Raw genomic sequence first — 15,884 nt, 5'->3', positions numbered from 1 at the left:
CGACCGCCGACGGACCCGGCGGCGCACCGAGACCCTGACCCACGGGACGGCGCGAATGGTGTTGACTCTGTCAGGTGGGGATCGGCAGAACACCATCCGACCAGGTCAGAGCGGGGCATTCCCGGCGCTGGCTGCTGCGCGCCGGCGGGCTCGTGGCGCTCGGCGGCGCGACCGCGCCGCTGACCGGCTGTGATCTTTTCGACCGCGACGAGGAGCCACCGGAGCCGGACGCGCTGGAGCCGCTGGTGGCCGAGGCGCTCGCGCTGGAGGCCCGCTACCGGGCCGCCGCCACCGCCGACCCGGCGCTGGCCGGGCGGCTCACCCCGATCGCCGACGCCCACCGGGCGCACGCCGAGGAGCTACGCCGCGTGATCGGCAGGCCCGCGCCCTCCGGCACACCGGCGCCCGCCGGCTCGGCGAGCGCGCCCGCGCCCGACGCCGCGCTCACCGAGCTGCGCCGGGCCGAGCAGGAGGGCCGGACGAACGCGGCCAAGGCGTGCGCCGCCGCGCCGGCCGAGCGGGCCGCGCTGCTCGGCTCGATCGCGGCCGCGCGGGCCACACACGTGGAGGCGCTCAAGTGAACCCGACGACCGGCCCGGCCTCGGCCCTCGCCGACGCGCTCGCCGCCGAGTACGCGGCGATCTGGGCGTACGGGGTGATCGGCGTGCACCTGACCGAGGCGGCGCGTACGGCGGCCCGTGCCGCCGAGGCGGCCCACCGGTCCCGCCGCGACGCGCTGCTGCTCCAGCTCGCCGAGGGCTCCGGGCAGGTGCCCGCCGACCGGGCCGGATACGCGCTGCCCTACCCGGTGACGGACCGGGCGAGCGCGCTGCGCCTGGCGGTGGAGATCGAGGAGCGGACGGCCGGGCACTGGCGGGCCGCGCTGCCGCACACCACCGGCGCGGACCGGAACACGGCGCTCGCCGCGCTCACCGACTGCGCGTTGCGCGCCACCCGCTGGCGGCGTACGGCGGGGGTGACGCCGGTCACCGTTCCGTTCCCGGGCCGCCCGGCCTGAGCGCGGCGCCGGTCACCCGGCGGAACCCTCCGGTTGCGTTGCGCATACCAGGTATGCATACTCGCGGTCATGTCCATCCGTCACGGCCTGCTCGCCCTGCTCGAACGCGGCCAGATGTACGGCTACCAGCTGCGCGCCGCGTTCGAGGAGTCGACCGGGTCGACCTGGCCGCTGAACATCGGACAGGTCTACACGACGCTGGCCCGGCTGGAACGTGACGGACTGGTCCGCCCGCTGCCGGAGAACGAGAGCGGGCAGCGGCCGTACGAGATCACCGACGCCGGACGGGCGGACCTGGCGCTGTGGTTCGCCACGCCGATCAGCCGCGCCGACCGCCCCCGGGACGAGCTGTCCATCAAACTGGCACTGGCGCTGACCACCCCCGGCGTCGACGTGCGGTCGGTGGTGCAGACCCAGCGCACCGCGACCATGCGCGCGCTCCAGGAGTTCACCCGGTTGAAGTACACGAGCGACAAGCCGGAGGATCTACCCTGGCGGCTGGTGCTGGACGCGATGATCTTCCAGACCGAGGCCGAGGTGCGGTGGCTCGACCACTGCGAGACGAGCCTGGTCCGGCACCGCCCGGCGCCGATCCGGGCGGTCGACCACCCCGAGGCGGTGGACCGGGCCGGCGACGAAGCCCGCCGGTGACCCGGCACGGGAGGCGCTGATGGACCCGATCGACGGGGTGCTGGAACTGCGTGACGTCCGCCGGACCCACGGCGCCGGTGAGGCCGCCGTGCACGCGCTGCGCGGCGTGAGCCTGACCGTGCGCGCCGGCGAACTCGTGGCGGTGATGGGCCCCTCCGGGTCCGGCAAGTCCACGCTGCTGGCGCTCGCCGGCGGCCTGGACCGGCCCACCGGCGGCGAGGTGGTGGTCGAGGGCGAGACGCTGCGCGGGCTGTCCGCCCGCGAGCTGGCCCGGCTGCGGCGCCGCCGGATCGGGTACGTCTTCCAGGACCTGAACCTGCTCGGCAGCCTGACCGCCGTGGAGAACGTGGCGCTCCCGCTGGAACTGGACGGCACCGGCGTACGGGCGGCCCGCCAGTCGGCGCTGGCCGCGCTGCGCGAGGTCGACCTGGAGGACCTGGCCGACCGCTTCCCGGACCAGATGTCCGGCGGCCAGCAGCAGCGGGTGGCGATCGCCCGGGCCCTCGTCGGCGAACGCCGCCTGGTCCTCGCCGACGAGCCGACCGGCGCGCTGGACTCGCAGACCGGCGAGGCGGTGCTGCACCTGCTGCGCCGCCGGGTGGACGCCGGGGCGGCCGGGGTGCTCGTCACCCACGAGGCCCGGCACGCCGGCTGGGCGGACCGGGTGGTCTTCCTGCGCGACGGGGTGATGGTCGACTCGACCGCCCCGCTGATCGGCGTCGACCACCTGCTCAGCGGCAGCAGCCGGTGACCGGCGGCCGCCTCGCCGCCGTACGCGGATCGTGGCGGACCGCGTTGCGGATCGCCCGCCGGGAGGCCCGGCGGTCCCGGCGGCGCACGCTGCTGGTGCTGGTGATGATCGCGCTGCCGGTGCTCGGCCTCAGCTTCGCCGCGGTCAGCTACGACATGGGTGATCTGACCCGCGCCGAGCGCATCGAGCGCCAGCTCGGCGGCGCCGACATCGCCCTGCGCTGGGACAGCCTGACGCCGGTGACCCAGGACGCCTGGGGCGAGTCGGCCTGGCCGGTCGAGGGCGATTGGGTCGGCCGGACCCGTCCGGCGACCGCCGAGGAGGTGCGCGCGCTGCTGCCCGAGGGCAGCCGGCTGGCGCGCACCCGCTGGTGGATGACGTTCTCGACGCGGGTGAACCGGCACGTCGAGTCGATCGAGGCGCGCGCCGTCGACCTGACCGACCCGCTCACCCGGCCGCTGGCCCGGGTACGCGACGGCCGGCCGCCGGTACGCCCCGACGAGATCGCGGTCAGCCCGACGGCGCTGCGCCGGCTGGAGACCCGCATCGGCGATCCGGTACGCACCATCGACGGTGCCACGTACCGCGTGGTCGGGGTGGTGGAGTATCCGGACAACCTCCGGGACGTCATCACGCTGCCCGGGGTGACTCCGGACGGCACGGCCGGCAGCGACACCTGGCTGGTGGACCTGCCCGGCCCGCTGGAACCGGGGCTCGCCGACCGGCTCAACGCGCAGGGCGTCCAGGTCGTCGCCCGCAGCCCGCTGCCGGGACGGCAGGAGTTCAGCCGCGGCATGTCCGTACCGGACGCCGACGAGGCGGGCGTCGTCGGCGTCGTCGGCGGGCTGGGCCTGCTGGAGGTGGTGCTGCTGGTCGGTCCGGCCTTCGCGGTGAGCGTCCGGCGCCGGCGGCGGGACCTCGCACTCGTCGCGGTGGCCGGTGGCGACGCCTCCCACCTGCGCCGGATCGTGCTCGCCGACGGGGTGGTGCTCGGCGCCGGCGGGGCCGCCCTGGGCATGCTGCTCGGCATCGGGGCGGCGTTCGCCGGCCGGCCGATCGTCGAGCAGTACCTGCTCGGGGAGCGCCTCGGGGCGTACCGGATCTTCCCGGCCGCGCTGGTGGCGATCGCCGCGACGGCGGTGCTCGCCGGGGTGCTCGCGGCGATGGCGCCGGCCTGGACGGCGGCCCGGCAGGACGTGGCGACCGGCCTGGCCGGCCGGCGCGACGCGACCCGGCCACGCCGCCGCTGGCTGCTGGTCGGGGTGGCGCTCACCGTCGCCGGGACCGCGATCGCCGCGTTCGCCGCCGGCCGCACCTCGCAGACCGGAGTGCTGGCCGGCGTCGCGCTGGGCGAACTGGGGCTGGTGTTCTGCACCCCGTCGCTCGTCGGCGTGCTGGGCCGGGCCGGCCGGCTGCTGCCGCTGACCCCCCGGCTCGCGTTGCGTGACGCCAGCCGTAACCGGTCCTCGGCCGCGCCCGCCATCTCGGCGGTGATGGCGGCGGTGGCCGGAAGCGTCGCGCTCGGCGTCTACGTGGCGAGCGACGAGACCCGGTCGCAGGCGCTCTGGCAACCCGGCCTGCCGCCGGGGAACGTGCTGCTCACCCACTCCGGTGAGACCCCGGCGGACCCGCCGTCGGCCGAGGTCGTCGCCGACCGGGCCCGCGCGGTCCTGCCCGGCACCACAGTGGTGTCCGTCGCGACCCCGGGGTGCGTCGGCGACGTCCGCGACAAGAACGACTGCACCGCGTACGCGCTCGTCCCGCCCGAGCAGCGCTGCCCGTACGACGCCGCCGGCCCGGTCCCCGACACGGCCCGGCGGGATCCGCGCTGCGTGAGCCCCTTCCAGGAACCGGTCGACGTCTACCTGCCGGCGCTCGTGGACGACGGCGGCGCGCTGGCCGCGCTCACCGGGGCGCCGGCGGACGAACTGGCCGCCGCGCGGCGGACGCTCGCCGCCGGTGGCGTGGTGGTCACCGACGCCCGGCGGGTGGTGGACGGGCAGGTCCGGGTGGAGGTGAACGACAACTCCGGCGGTCCGCCCACCGGGCGTCTCCTGCCCGCGTACGCGCTGCGCGGCGGTCTCACGGTCGACCGGCTGGTGCTCTCCCCCGCCGCCGCGGACGCGCTCGGCCTGACCGCCGTGCCGATGGGCTACCTGCTGGACACCGCCGGCTCGCCCACCGACCGGCAGATGGAGATGCTGACCGACGAGCTGTTCGACATCGGTCCCATGTCGGCGCAGGTGGCGACCGCCGACCCGCCGTCGGACCAGCGCCCGATGCTGCTCCTGCTCGCGGTGGCCTCCGGCGTGATCACGCTCGGCGCTGCCGCCGTCGCCACCGGCCTCGCCGCAGCCGAGGGCCGCCGGGACCTGTCCACGCTCGCGGCGGTCGGCGCCGATCCCCGGGTACGCCGCCTGCTGTCGCTCTGCCAGGCCGGGGTGATCGCGGTGCTCGGTTCGGCACTGGGCATCGTCGCCGGGCTCGGCTCCGCCGTGGTCGTCCTGGCCTCACTCAACCAGCGGTATGCCGAATCCTGGCCGGTGCAGCCGCCGTACCCGGTGACGGTGCCCGGCGTGACGCTCGCCGTGCTGGTCGTGGTGCCGCTGGTGGCGATGGGCGGCGCGGCGCTGTTCACCCGGTCCCGCCTGCCGATCGAACGCCGGCTCGACTGAGCCGGCCGCCCGGGCCACCTGGTCATGATCGACACCATGTCGCCGGAGTGGCGGCATCGCGGCGGGGTGGATGCCACCACTTCGGGGACATGGAGTCGACCTTGGGGCGGACTGACCGTCCGAGGGGGTGACGGGGCGCGGTGTGGGCGGCACACTTGTCGGATGTCAGCCCTGGGAACCCTCACCCGCCGTCTCGGTCACCAGCGTTGGTTCGGCGCCACCATGCGCCTGCTCGTCCCGGCCGACCGGCTGGTCGGCCGGATGACGAAGGGCCGAGTGGTCGCCTTCGGGCTCGTGCCCACGCTGGTGCTCACCTCCACCGGCCGCCGCTCCGGCAAGCCCCGCAGCAACCCCCTGGTGTACGTCCCGGACGGCGACGCCTACGTGGTGATCGGCTCGAACTGGGGGCAGCAGCACCAGCCGTCCTGGACGTTCAACCTGATGGCTAATCCGGCCGCCGAGGTGGACGTCAAGGGATGCCGGATCCCGGTCACCGCCGAGCAGGTCACCGGCGAGGAACGGGAACGGCTGTTCCAGCGGCTGGTGCAGGAGTGGCCCGCGTACCGCACGTACGTCGAGCGGGCCGGTGGCCGCGAGATCCGCGTGTTCCGCCTGGTCCCGAACGCCTGAGCGCCGGCTCACCGTGGCCGGTACCGCGGCGAGCAGTCGCCGTCGTGATCCGGCCGGAGCAGGCAGCGTCGTCCCTCGGACAGGTTGCGGTCGCAGAAGACCCAGTGCCGTACGTTCTGGTCGTCCTCGGGCGAGACGCTGGTGCCACCGGGTTCGGTCTGCGGGAGGACGTGGCTCCAATGTGCCACTACCCGGGCAAGGCGCTGCGCCGACACGAGGTCGTTGACGACCATCGGCAGATGGATGACCCACCGTTCGGTCATCGTTCCTGCTCCCGCTCGGCCCGGGCACGCGCCTGCTCGGACTGCCAGCACCGCAGGGCGTCCTTCACCCGGTCGGTCTCCCGGCGGCTCTCGGCCAACGCGTCATAGACCGTCGCGAGATCGCCTGCCACCAGGTCCAGGAACTCCCGGACCTGTTCGGGGTCGAGCCCGCGTCGGCCCAGCGGTGCGGAGCTGAACGTTCGCTCGCGAACCTGCCACGGTCGCAGCGGCCGGTAGACCGCGGAGCGATAGCACGTCGCACGGCGCTCGGGCCGACGGTTGCGTCGGCGCCGGAAAGGGATGATCCTCATCGAACCCGTCCTTCGTCGGTGCCATCCGGCCGTGGGGAGCGGGCCGATGACGGCCCGCTCCCGGCGCCTGCCGTCGCAGCGTGATCGCGGTACGCCGACAGGGCTCACACAGGCCGCGCCGAATGGGTCGGCCTCGGTAGCATCCCGATTACGGAGCGCAGGCGGCAGCGGTGAGCAGTGGGCCCACACGCCGGCCCACGACTGGAGAGGGTGGCATGGACCAGTTCGGGGACATACTCGGGCGGCACCGGGTAGCCGCCGGTTGGTCACTGCGGAAGTTCGCCGAACACATCAGATACGACTTCGGCTACCTCGGGCAGATCGAGCGTGGCGCCCGCCCCGCCAACCCCGCCGTCGTGACCGCCTACGACCGGGCACTGTCGACGGACGGCTCGATCAGGAAGGCGTACGACAGCGGGCGTGCCGACGACGTCGACATGCCAAGAAGGTCGGTCCTCCAAGCCATGACTTCACTCGCTGCTCTCCCCACAGTCGACCGTATGGTCGGCTGGGAGGCGCTGCGACACGGCCTCGACGCCGCCGTCGACGTCGACTCCGACGCGTGGGCAGAGATCGTCTCGTCCTACGGCACGGCCTACTATCGCCAGCCGCATGACCAGTTGATGACACAACTCGGCCGGGATCTGACCGTCCTACAGCATCAACTCGCCGCAAGCGACGATCGGCGTCGCCCACAGTTGCTACGTGCCGCTGCGACGCTGTCGGTGATCGTCGCGCTCAGCCTCGTCGCGTCAGGACATGCTCTGCTGTCGAGGAGATGGTGGGCCAGCGCCCAGAGAGCCGCCGACGAGTCCGGTGACCCCGACACGCGAGTCCTGACCCGCGCCTGGGACATCGTCAACGGCTGCTACGACGGTCGACGGCCCATGACCGTCGTAGCGATCTCCGATGAGGTGCTGCCGCTCGCCGGAAGGCCATCGGCTGCCACCTGCGGTCTGCTGGCAGGCCGGGCGCAGGCACTCTCCCTCGCCGGCCGGCACGACGAGGCAGTCGCGACCGTGCGTCATCTGAGCGAGCAGATCGAGAAACTCCCGGCCGCCGTCGTCGGGAACGTCGAATCGCTGTGGGGCTGGCCAGAGCATCGCCTGCGACACACGGAGTCCTGGGTCTACACCCATTCCAGCGACCGGAGGGCGGCTGAGGCAGCGCAGGCCCGAGCGTTGGAGTTGTATCCCGCTTCCCAGATCCGGCTGCGTACGCAGGTACAACTGCATCAGGCGGCGGCCACGGTCCGGGCCGGTGACATCACCGACGGTCTGACGGCGGCGGCCGATCTGTTGGACCGCCTGCCTCGGGAACAACACAACGAACTCGTGCGCGCGGTCACCCTGCAGGTCACGGCGGCGGTACCCGACAGAGAGCGGCACCGGCCGCTCTACACGGAACTCATGGACCGAGTCCAGCGGTGACGCCTCCGCCGTCCGTCACCTTCGACCAATGCCGTCCGGGGGAACTGGCGTCTGTCGTCGACGCTCTCGCCGACCTGTACGCGCTGGTCTACGCCGAGCCCCCCTACCTCGAAGGCCCGGCACAGGTTGCCCGGTTCCGGACCGGGCTGCCCGACGAGGCGGCACGGCCCGGATTCCGCCTCGTCCTGGCGAGAGAGGGCGAGGAACTGATCGGAGCGGCGTACGGGTGGACCATGGCCGCCGGCACCTGGTGGTCGCGGGCGAAGGAGGAACCCCCGACCGAGGTGCGGGATCGCGACAAGTTCGCCGTACTGGAATGGATCGTCCATCCGCGGCATCGGTCTCACGGCATCGGCGCTGAGTTGATGCGTCGGCTCCTTCAGGGGCGCCCGGAGAGCTGGGCGACCCTTGCCTCCGATCCGCGCAGCCTGGCGAACGGCATCTATCGCCGCAACGGCTGGCGAGTTGCCGGGCACTCCGAGCTGCCGTGGGGTTCTTCGATGGAACTGCTGGTCCGCGATCTGGCTAGGGTTGCCGCAGGCGAGCGCTCGGACGGAGGTGGACCGTGGCGCTCGACGTGAACGCCGAGCGGCGTCGGGACGACCCGCGATGGCAGGTGGCCGAGCGGGTCGGTGACGCCGTCCTGCGGCGGTTCCCGGCCGACGTGCTGGCGGTCGCCGTACACGGTCCGCTCGCGCACGGCGACGACGACGGCGGCGGGGACCGCGAGGTCGGCCTGCTCGTCGTCACCTACCGGCCCGGCGCCGGACCGCCGCCCGCCATCCGGCGGGTCGACGGCGTACTCGTCGACCTCACGGTGGCCGGGGCGGACGACTACCTGCGCCGGGCGACGACGATCACGTCCCGCTGGCCGCTGGCCGCGGACCGGTACGTGACCACCCGCGCCCTGCACGATCCGACCGGCTGGCTGCCGAAGCTACGAGACGAGCACCTGGCGCGCCTGGCGCGGGCCCGGCCGGCGGAGTTCACCGGCGCCGCGCGGCAGGCGTGGTACCGGGGCAGCGCGGCGCACGCCCGCGCGTTGCGGCTGGCCGAGTGGTACGAGACGGACCAGGCGCTGCTCATGCTCGGCGAGGCGCGGCTGGCCGCCGCGACAGTGCAGGGCCTGTTCAGCCGCACCTACTTCCGCGACCCCGGGGACGCGGTGCGGCGTACCGGGCTGGCCGGGGCGCACATGACCGAGGTGGGCGCGGCACTGACCCGCCAGGCCGAGGAACTGGCCGCCCGGGGCCGGCCGGTCGACGGCACGATCGACGACCTGCTGTCCGGCTGATGCCCCGCTGGGCGGCCCTCGTCAGCCGATGCCGCCGCCGACGCCGATCAGCGCGCCGATCAGGTAGGTCGCACCGGCCGCCAGCGCGCCGAGCAGCAACTGCCGCAGACCGGCACGCCACCAGGCGCGGTTGGTGAACCGGGCCACGATCGCACCGGCGACGAAGAGGCCGACGCCGCCGACGGCGAGCGCCAGCCAGAGGCTGGTGAAACCGAGCAGGTACGGCAGCAGCGGCACCAGCGCGCCGATCGAGAAACAGACGAACGACGAGATCGCGGCGGCCCACGGGCTCGGCTGGTCGTCGGGGTCGACGCCCAGCTCCTCCCGTACGTGCACCCGCAGCGCCTCCTCCGGGTTGGCGCGTACCGCCTCGGCGACCTGCGTCGCCAGCTCGCGGGGCAGTCCACGGGCGACCCAGGCGTCGGCGAGTTCCCGGGCCTCGGCCTCCGGGTGGCGTTCCAGCTCGCGCCGCTCCTTGGCCACCTCGGCGGCGACCTGCTCGTTCGCGGACCGGACGCTCGTGTACTCGCCGAGGCCCATCGAGATGGCGCCGGCCACCAGGCCGGCCGTGCCGGTGAGCACCACGCTGCGCGGCGACACCCCGCCGCCGCCCACACCGGCGATCAGCGCGATGTTCGTGACCAGCCCGTCCATCGCGCCGAAGACGGCCGGGCGCAGCCAGCCGCCGGAGACGTCCGCGTGGTGCGCCTCGCGCAGTGCCGCAGGGGTGTCGGTCACGGCAGTGTCAGGATCTCGTAGCCGTCGTCGGTGACGACGATGGTGTGCTCGAACTGGGCCGTCCACCGGCGGTCCTTGGTGACCACGGTCCAGCCGTCGTCCCACATGTCGTACTGGTAGGTGCCGAGTGTGATCATCGGCTCGACGGTGAACGTCATGCCGGGCTCCATCACGTCGGTGGGGCGCGGGCTGTCGTAGTGCGGCACGTAGAGGCCACTGTGGAACGCCTCGCCGATGCCGTGCCCGGTGAAGTCGCGGACCACGCCGTAGCCGAAACGCTTCGCGTACGACTCGATCACCCGGCCGATGACGTTGATCTGCCGGCCCGGCGCGATGGCCTTGATGCCGCGCATCATCGCCGTGTGGGTCCGCTCGACCAGCAGGCGGGCCTCCTCGCTCACCTCGCCCACGCAGAACGTGGCGTCGGTGTCGCCGTGCACGCCGTTCAGGAACGCGGTGACGTCGACGTTGATGATGTCGCCGTCCTGGAGCACCGTGGTGTCCGGGATGCCGTGGCAGATCACCTCGTTGAGGCTGGTGCAGCACGACTTGGGGAAGCCCCGGTAACCGAGCGTCGACGGGTAGGCGCCGTGGTCGCAGAGGAACTCGTGCACCACCCTGTCGATCTCGTCGGTGGTCACCCCGGGCTTGCAGTGCTCACCGGCGAGCTGGGTGGCCTGGGCGGCGAGACGCCCCGCCACGCGCATCTTCTCGATGGTCTCCGGCGTCTGCACGTGCGATCCGCGCCACTCCTGGGGGCGCTTCTTACCCACGTACTCCGGGCGCGGGATGTGGGCGGGGACCGCTCGCCACGGGGAGAGCGTGCCGGGGGTCAGCGGCGCACGGACGGTCATGGCCCAAGCCTATCGCCGGGGGTGGTGTGCCCCCCGCCACAGGCCCGCCGGGCAGGTTGTTGCCGTGCCGCAAACGCTGTGCCATTGTTGCTCCGTGGATCAAGGGGGCGCGGCGCCCGTCTTCTCCGTGACGGCGCAGGTCGACGGCGATCGACTGCGCGTCCAGGTGACCGGCGAGGTCGACATGGCGACCGCCGACACCATGTTCCAGACCGCGCTCCGCGAGCCCACCAAGCAGCTCACGCTCGACCTGCGGGCGGTCACCTTCTTCGACTCGGCCGCCATCCACGCGGTGGTCCGGCTCGCCCAGCGGTTCCCGGACGCGCTGACCGTGCTGCCGTCCCCGCAGGTCCGGCGCGTACTGGACATCTCCGGCCTGGGCGACCAGGACTGGCTCGCCCGGCCCTGACGGTACGGAAGCTGTCCGGATTCCGGAGGCGCACTCGCCCGTTCCGGCCAGACCGGTACGACTGCCGTGGAATTCTGGCAACCGCCGAGGTCACGGGGCACGGACTGTTCGGGTGAACGGCGTCGGGCACCGGACAGTGAACGATCTATGCGGGCCGAGGGCGATGTGGAAGCGTCGGTGATCGCCTCCGCGGGGCGCGGGGGCACATCACCTGGGAGCGCATCACCATGACCGCACCACATAACCCTGGCTCGTACCCGCCGCCCGGTCCTCCGGGCTCCTATCCCCCGCCGCCCGGTCCGCCCGGCACGTATCCGCCGCCGCCCGGCCAGCCCGGCTTCGGACCCCCGCCGAAGAAGAACTGGCTCATGCCGGTGCTCATCGGCGTCGCCGTCGTGGTGGTGTTCTGCTGCGGTGGGCCGGCCCTGCTCGCCCTAACCGGCGACGACAAGAGCCCGGACGCGGCCGGCAGCAGCGCTCCCGTCGCCCCCGCCGCCGACGGTGCCGGGCTGACCACGACCTCCGCTCCCACCTCGGCCGCCGCACCGCCGCCGGCCAAGAGCGAGAAGCCCGCCGACGCGCCGAAGGCCTACCGGATCGGCGACACGGTACGCGGGGGCGACTTCGCGTTCACCGTGCACAGCATGAAGTGCGGCATAGCCAAGGTGGGCAGTGACTTCCTGAACAAGAAGGCGCAGGGAAGCTTCTGCCGGGTCGTCCTGACCGCGAAGAACGTCACCAAGAAGGCGAAGCTGTTCCACGCCGACGGCACCGTCAGTGCCCTCGACGCAACCGGCCGGGAGTACGAGGCCGACGGCGAGGCCGCGATCTACGGCAACGAGGGTGGCGAGGGTTTCCTCGACGAGATCAACCCGGGGAACGCCGTGAAGGCGAACGTCTACTTCGACGTACCGAAGGGGACGAAGCTCGTGAAGCTGGTGTTCGACGCCGGGCTCTTCACCCTCGCCGAGGACGCGGAGGTCACCCTCTAGGCGCCGCTGCGCCGCCGCGCCGGTGTCAGTCGGCCAGCCGGCGGCGCAGCGTCAGCTCGGTGCCGTTCGCGGTACGGGTCACGTCCATCTCCCCCAGCGCCCGGATCAGCGCCAGCCCGCGCCCCCGGAAGCTCGACCCGCTCGACTCCCGCCAGCGTCCGCTGTCCCGGATGGTCGCGGTGACCGTACGGTCGGCGATCGTCACCTCGACCTCGATCGTCGGGTCCACCGGGTCGACCGGGTGCTCGATCGCGTTCGCCGCCGCCTCGGAGACCGCCACGGTCAGGTCGAACAGGTCGGTCTCGCCGACGTGGTGGGCGACGAGGAAGTCCTCCAGCCGCTTGCGGAGCACGCTGAGCCGGGTCGGGTCGGCGGGCAGACGCAGCGCGAACCGGTTCAGCTCGGCCGCCTCCAGCGCGAGCACCGCCACGTCGTCGTGCCGGGACCGCCCGGCCACCCGGGCCATGACGGCGTCGACCAGGTCCGCCACGTGCGCGGCGCGCGCCGTCGCGTCGGCCCGCAACTGGCCCAGCCCGGCGTCGATGCCCGCGGACCGGTCCTCGATCAGGCCGTCGGTGTAGAGCAGGAGCCGGTTGCCCGGCGCGAGTTCGCCCTCGGCGGCCGGGTAGACGGCGCCGGGGATCGCCCCGATCGGCGGTCCGAGGGCCCGATCGTGCAGGAACGCCACGTCGTCTCCTCGGATCAGCAGGGGTGACGGATGGCCCGCGCTCGCGTACCGGATCCGGCCCGTGCGCGGCGAGAAGCCGAGGCAGACCACAGTGGCGAAGAAGCCGCTGCCGGCGGAGTGGACCAGCCGGTTGAGCCGGGTCAGCGCCTCACCCGGGTCGTAGCCCTCCAGGACGTACGCCCGCAGCGCGTTGCGGAGCTGGCCCATCGCCGCGGCGGCCCGCACGCCCTTGCCGACCACGTCGCCGATGACCAGCACCAGGTCGTCGTCGGCGGTGGCCATCACGTCGTACCAGTCGCCGCCGACCTCCACGTCGGCGCTGCCCGCCAGGTAGCGGCTGGCGATCACCGCGCCGGGCAGCTGCGGCAGCGTATGCGGCAGCAGGCTGTGCTGAAGCGTGGTGGCGATGCGGTGCTCGGCCTCGTAGAGCTGGGCGTTCTCCAGCCGTACGCCGATCAGCCGGGCCAGTTGGGCCAGCGCCGCCTCCTCGGTGCCGCCGCCCTCGCGGCGCCACACCCGCAGCTCGCCGAGTTGCTCGCCGGCGGTGCCGGTGAGCGGCAGCACCACTGTCGGCTCGACGGGCAGGTCACCGCCGGCGTCCTCCTCGTGGCGGGCCCCGGTGGCGGTGACCCGGACGCGTCCGGCCTCGGCCAGGCGCAGCGCGTGCCGGGCGGCCACCCGCACCACCTCGGCGGTGGACCGGGCGGTGTTGATCTCCACGGCGGCGTCGGCGAGAGCCCGCAGGCGGCGGATGATCTGCCCGCGCAACTGGCCCAGCTCGACGTTGGCCCGCACCCGGGCCACCAGCTCCTGGCTGGAGAAGGGCTTGGTCAGGTAGTCGTCCGCGCCGGTGGACAGGCCGGCGACCTCCTCGGCGGCGCCGGCCCGCGCGGAGAGCAGCACGATCGGCACGTGCCGGGTAGCCGGTTCGGCGCGCAGCGCGGCGACCAGCCCGAAGCCGTCCAGCCGGGGCATCATCACATCGGTCAGCACCAGGTCGAACGGTGTCTCGACGGCCAGCCGCAGCGCCTCCACGCCGTCCGGCACGGCGACCACCTCGTACGCCGGGGAGAGCAGCCGGGCGACGTGCTCGCGCAGGTCGGGGTTGTCGTCGGCGAACAGGATGCGGCCGGCCCCACCGGGTGAGCCGGACGGCTCCGGCAGCCCGGTGGGGCGGGCCACCTCGTCGGTCCAGAGCGCCGTCTCGGCGACGTACAGGCGGGCCTGCTCCGGTTCGGTCAGCGGCACCGGCGACAGGGCGGCCACCCGGTCGGCGGGCAGGTGCGCGTACCCGAAGGGCATGGTCACCGCGAAGGTGGTGCCCCGGTCGACGACGCTGTGCGCGGTCACCGTGCCGCCGTGCATCTCGACCAGCTCGCGCACCAGGGCGAGCCCGATCCCGGTGCCCTCGTGGGTACGGGAGCGGGCGCCGGCCACCCGGTGGAACCGCTCGAAGACCTGCGGCAGTTCCTCCGGCGCGATGCCGACGCCGGTGTCTGTCACCTCCAGGACGGCGGCGCCGTCGGTCGCGCGGACCCGCACCCGGATCTCGCCGTCGAAGGTGAACTTGACCGCGTTCGACACCAGGTTGAGGACGATCTTCTCCCACATGTCCCGGTCGACGTAGACCGGCGCGGGCAGCGGCGGGCAGTCCACCACCAGGCGCAGCCCGGCCCGCTCGGTGGCCGAGCGGAACGTGCTGGCCAGCCGGGAGGTGTAGTCGGACAGGTCGGTGGGCTGGTAGCGGGCGGCCAGCCGGCCGGACTCCAGCCGGGAGAAGTCGAGCACCGTGTTGACCAGCTTGAGCAGGCGCAGCCCGTTGCGGTGCATGACGGTGAGCCGGTCGAGGTACCACTCGGGCAGCTCCCGGTCGGCGAGCATCTCCTCCATCGGCCCGAGGACCAGCGTCAGCGGAGTCCGGAACTCGTGGCTGACGTTGGCGAAGAAGTTGGTCTTGGCGCGGTCCAGCGCGGCCAGCTCGGCGGCGCGGGCGCGTTCCTGCTCGTACGCCCGCTGCTTGCCGACGGCCCGGGACACCTGCGCGGCGACCAGGTCGACGAAGTCGCGGTAGTCGTCGCTGAACGGCAGCCGGCGCGACACCCCGAGCAGCAGCACACCGGCCGGTTCGTTCGTCGCGGTCAGCGGCAGCAGGAGCGCCTGGCCGGCGGCGTCCGGCGGCACCGCGCCCGGCAGGTCGGCGGTGGCGATCCAGCGCGGCTCGGTGAACGGCTCGCCCTCGGGCAGGCCGGGCGGCGGATCGGCGACGGTGGCCGGATCCACGCCGGAGCAGCCGCCCGGCACGAGCGTGCCGCGCTCGTCGGCGAACCACAGCGCGCTGAACGGCACGTCGGCGCGGTGGGCGTCGAGCACGCGGGTGACGGCCCGGCCCAGTTCGAGCATGCTCGGCACGTCGCCCAGCTCGTTGCCCAGCTCGGCCAGGGCGCGCAGCCGGCGCTCGCCGAGCACCCGCCCGGTGGTCTCGTTGACGAAGCAGAAGATCCCGCTGACGGTGCCGTCGACGTCGCGGATCGGGTCGTACGAGACGTCGAAGTAGACGTCCTCCAGGAAGCCGTGCCGGTTCAGCACGAAGGGGTGGTTCTCACCCCGGTAGGGCACGCCCGTGCGGCGCACCCCGTCCAGCAGCGGGCCGAGCACGTCCCAGGTCTCGGCCCAGTGCCGGTGCGCGGCCTGCCCGATCACGGCGGGGTGCTTGTCGCCGATGGTGGGCCGGTAGGCGTCGTTGTAGAAGGCGAGGTGCTGCTCGCCCCAGAACACCACCATCTGGGCGCGGGACGACAGCATGGTGCTGATCGCGTGGCTGAGCGCGGCGGGCCAGCGGTCCGGGCTGCCGAGCGGGGTGGCGGACCAGTCGAAGCCGCGCAGCCGCTCGCCCATCTCGCCGCCGGCCGCGAACGCCGCGGCGAGCAGCGGCGACAGTGACGTCTCGCCGGCCGCCGGGGACGAACGACTGTCGCCCCCGCCCCCCTGGGCCGAGCTCATGCAGCCTCCCGCTCCGGCCATGATCACGACGGTCGGCGCTGTCACGCCGACCGTCCCCGCCTACTACCCCGACGGTCGAGCAACGTAACGCACCCGCACCGTTCGACGCTGCTTACCTCCGCCTCATCCTGGCGTAACCGGCGCCCCGGGGCGACTCGGGCGGTCCTCGCCTGGTCGGCG

16 protein-coding genes are annotated in these 15,884 nt (G+C 73.5%); 11 read left to right on the top strand and 5 right to left on the bottom strand.

The window, feature by feature from the left end:
* Nucleotides 1–131 precede the first annotated feature (131 nt).
* The 6 genes from ACPCK6_RS02180 (at nt 132) to ACPCK6_RS02155 (ending at nt 5,725) form a co-directional block, all read left to right on the top strand.
* Nucleotides 132–581, top strand: coding sequence for a hypothetical protein (locus tag ACPCK6_RS02180; RefSeq protein WP_423480249.1), 450 nt, complete (start codon nt 132–134; stop codon nt 579–581).
* Nucleotides 578–1,018: a ferritin-like domain-containing protein gene (locus tag ACPCK6_RS02175; RefSeq protein ID WP_396880355.1), complete on the top strand. Its 441-nt coding sequence runs from the start codon at nt 578–580 to the stop codon at nt 1,016–1,018. Before ACPCK6_RS02180 ends, ACPCK6_RS02175 begins: the two co-directional genes overlap by 4 nt.
* Before the next feature lie 69 nt (nt 1,019–1,087).
* Complete coding sequence (locus tag ACPCK6_RS02170; RefSeq protein WP_013284661.1) at nt 1,088–1,669, top strand: PadR family transcriptional regulator; 582 nt, start codon at nt 1,088–1,090, stop codon at nt 1,667–1,669.
* A gap of 19 nt (nt 1,670–1,688) precedes the next feature.
* Entirely contained in the window at nt 1,689–2,420 is a 732-nt protein-coding gene (locus tag ACPCK6_RS02165; protein ID WP_318332945.1) for an ABC transporter ATP-binding protein, read from the top strand.
* Nucleotides 2,417–5,095 (top strand): FtsX-like permease family protein, encoded by a 2,679-nt coding sequence (locus ACPCK6_RS02160; protein ID WP_423480185.1) that lies wholly within the window; start codon nt 2,417–2,419, stop codon nt 5,093–5,095. The genes ACPCK6_RS02165 and ACPCK6_RS02160 overlap by 4 nt, the downstream gene beginning before the upstream one ends.
* Before the next feature lie 162 nt (nt 5,096–5,257).
* On the top strand, nt 5,258–5,725 hold the full coding sequence (locus ACPCK6_RS02155) for a nitroreductase family deazaflavin-dependent oxidoreductase (RefSeq protein ID WP_423480184.1): 468 nt from the start codon (nt 5,258–5,260) through the stop codon (nt 5,723–5,725).
* Nucleotides 5,726–5,733: 8 nt separating this feature from the next.
* Here the strand turns inward: ACPCK6_RS02155 and ACPCK6_RS02150 are convergent, their stop codons facing one another.
* Together ACPCK6_RS02150 and ACPCK6_RS02145 are read right to left on the bottom strand one after the other, a co-directional pair.
* Nucleotides 5,734–5,988 (bottom strand): hypothetical protein, encoded by a 255-nt coding sequence (locus ACPCK6_RS02150; RefSeq protein ID WP_423480183.1) that lies wholly within the window; start codon nt 5,986–5,988, stop codon nt 5,734–5,736.
* Complete coding sequence (locus ACPCK6_RS02145; protein ID WP_396880351.1) at nt 5,985–6,299, bottom strand: DivIVA domain-containing protein; 315 nt, start codon at nt 6,297–6,299, stop codon at nt 5,985–5,987. Before ACPCK6_RS02145 ends, ACPCK6_RS02150 begins: the two co-directional genes overlap by 4 nt.
* 215 nt (nt 6,300–6,514) lie before the next feature.
* Here ACPCK6_RS02145 and ACPCK6_RS02140 point away from each other — a divergent pair, with 215 nt between their 5' ends.
* From ACPCK6_RS02140 to ACPCK6_RS02130, 3 genes are read left to right on the top strand one after another with little or no spacing between them, the layout of a single operon-like run.
* Nucleotides 6,515–7,729, top strand: coding sequence for a helix-turn-helix domain-containing protein (locus tag ACPCK6_RS02140; protein WP_423480182.1), 1,215 nt, complete (start codon nt 6,515–6,517; stop codon nt 7,727–7,729).
* On the top strand, nt 7,726–8,310 hold the full coding sequence (locus tag ACPCK6_RS02135; protein WP_423480181.1) for a GNAT family N-acetyltransferase: 585 nt from the start codon (nt 7,726–7,728) through the stop codon (nt 8,308–8,310). Before ACPCK6_RS02140 ends, ACPCK6_RS02135 begins: the two co-directional genes overlap by 4 nt.
* Nucleotides 8,295–9,023, top strand: coding sequence for a nucleotidyltransferase domain-containing protein (locus ACPCK6_RS02130; RefSeq protein ID WP_423480180.1), 729 nt, complete (start codon nt 8,295–8,297; stop codon nt 9,021–9,023). The genes ACPCK6_RS02135 and ACPCK6_RS02130 overlap by 16 nt, the downstream gene beginning before the upstream one ends.
* Nucleotides 9,024–9,044: 21 nt before the next feature.
* On the opposite strand, the gene ACPCK6_RS02125 is transcribed toward ACPCK6_RS02130, so the two are convergent.
* Complete coding sequence (locus tag ACPCK6_RS02125; RefSeq protein ID WP_396880348.1) at nt 9,045–9,761, bottom strand: VIT1/CCC1 transporter family protein; 717 nt, start codon at nt 9,759–9,761, stop codon at nt 9,045–9,047.
* Nucleotides 9,758–10,615 carry a type I methionyl aminopeptidase gene (gene map, locus ACPCK6_RS02120; RefSeq protein ID WP_073830294.1) on the bottom strand — a complete coding sequence of 286 codons (858 nt, stop codon included), beginning with the start codon at nt 10,613–10,615 and terminating at the stop codon, nt 9,758–9,760. The genes ACPCK6_RS02125 and map overlap by 4 nt, the downstream gene beginning before the upstream one ends.
* Nucleotides 10,616–10,709: 94 nt before the next feature.
* Between map and ACPCK6_RS02115 the strand changes: the two genes are divergently transcribed.
* Nucleotides 10,710–11,024, top strand: a complete 315-nt coding sequence (locus ACPCK6_RS02115) for an STAS domain-containing protein (RefSeq protein WP_318332939.1) — start codon at nt 10,710–10,712, stop codon at nt 11,022–11,024.
* 227 nt (nt 11,025–11,251) lie between these two features.
* Nucleotides 11,252–12,016, top strand: coding sequence for a DUF4352 domain-containing protein (locus ACPCK6_RS02110; protein ID WP_423480179.1), 765 nt, complete (start codon nt 11,252–11,254; stop codon nt 12,014–12,016).
* Between the two features lie 25 nt (nt 12,017–12,041).
* Here the strand turns inward: ACPCK6_RS02110 and ACPCK6_RS02105 are convergent, their stop codons facing one another.
* Nucleotides 12,042–15,704 carry a SpoIIE family protein phosphatase gene (locus tag ACPCK6_RS02105; protein WP_423480178.1) on the bottom strand — a complete coding sequence of 1,221 codons (3,663 nt, stop codon included), beginning with the start codon at nt 15,702–15,704 and terminating at the stop codon, nt 12,042–12,044.
* Nucleotides 15,705–15,884 lie beyond the last annotated feature (180 nt).

Origin of the sequence: Micromonospora sp. AB353, from assembly GCF_049538395.1 — a bacterium.
Lineage (GTDB): Bacteria > Actinomycetota > Actinomycetes > Mycobacteriales > Micromonosporaceae > Micromonospora > Micromonospora aurantiaca.
Note: the sequence above shows the minus strand (reverse complement) of the source record. Positions and strands in the feature narration are given on the sequence as shown.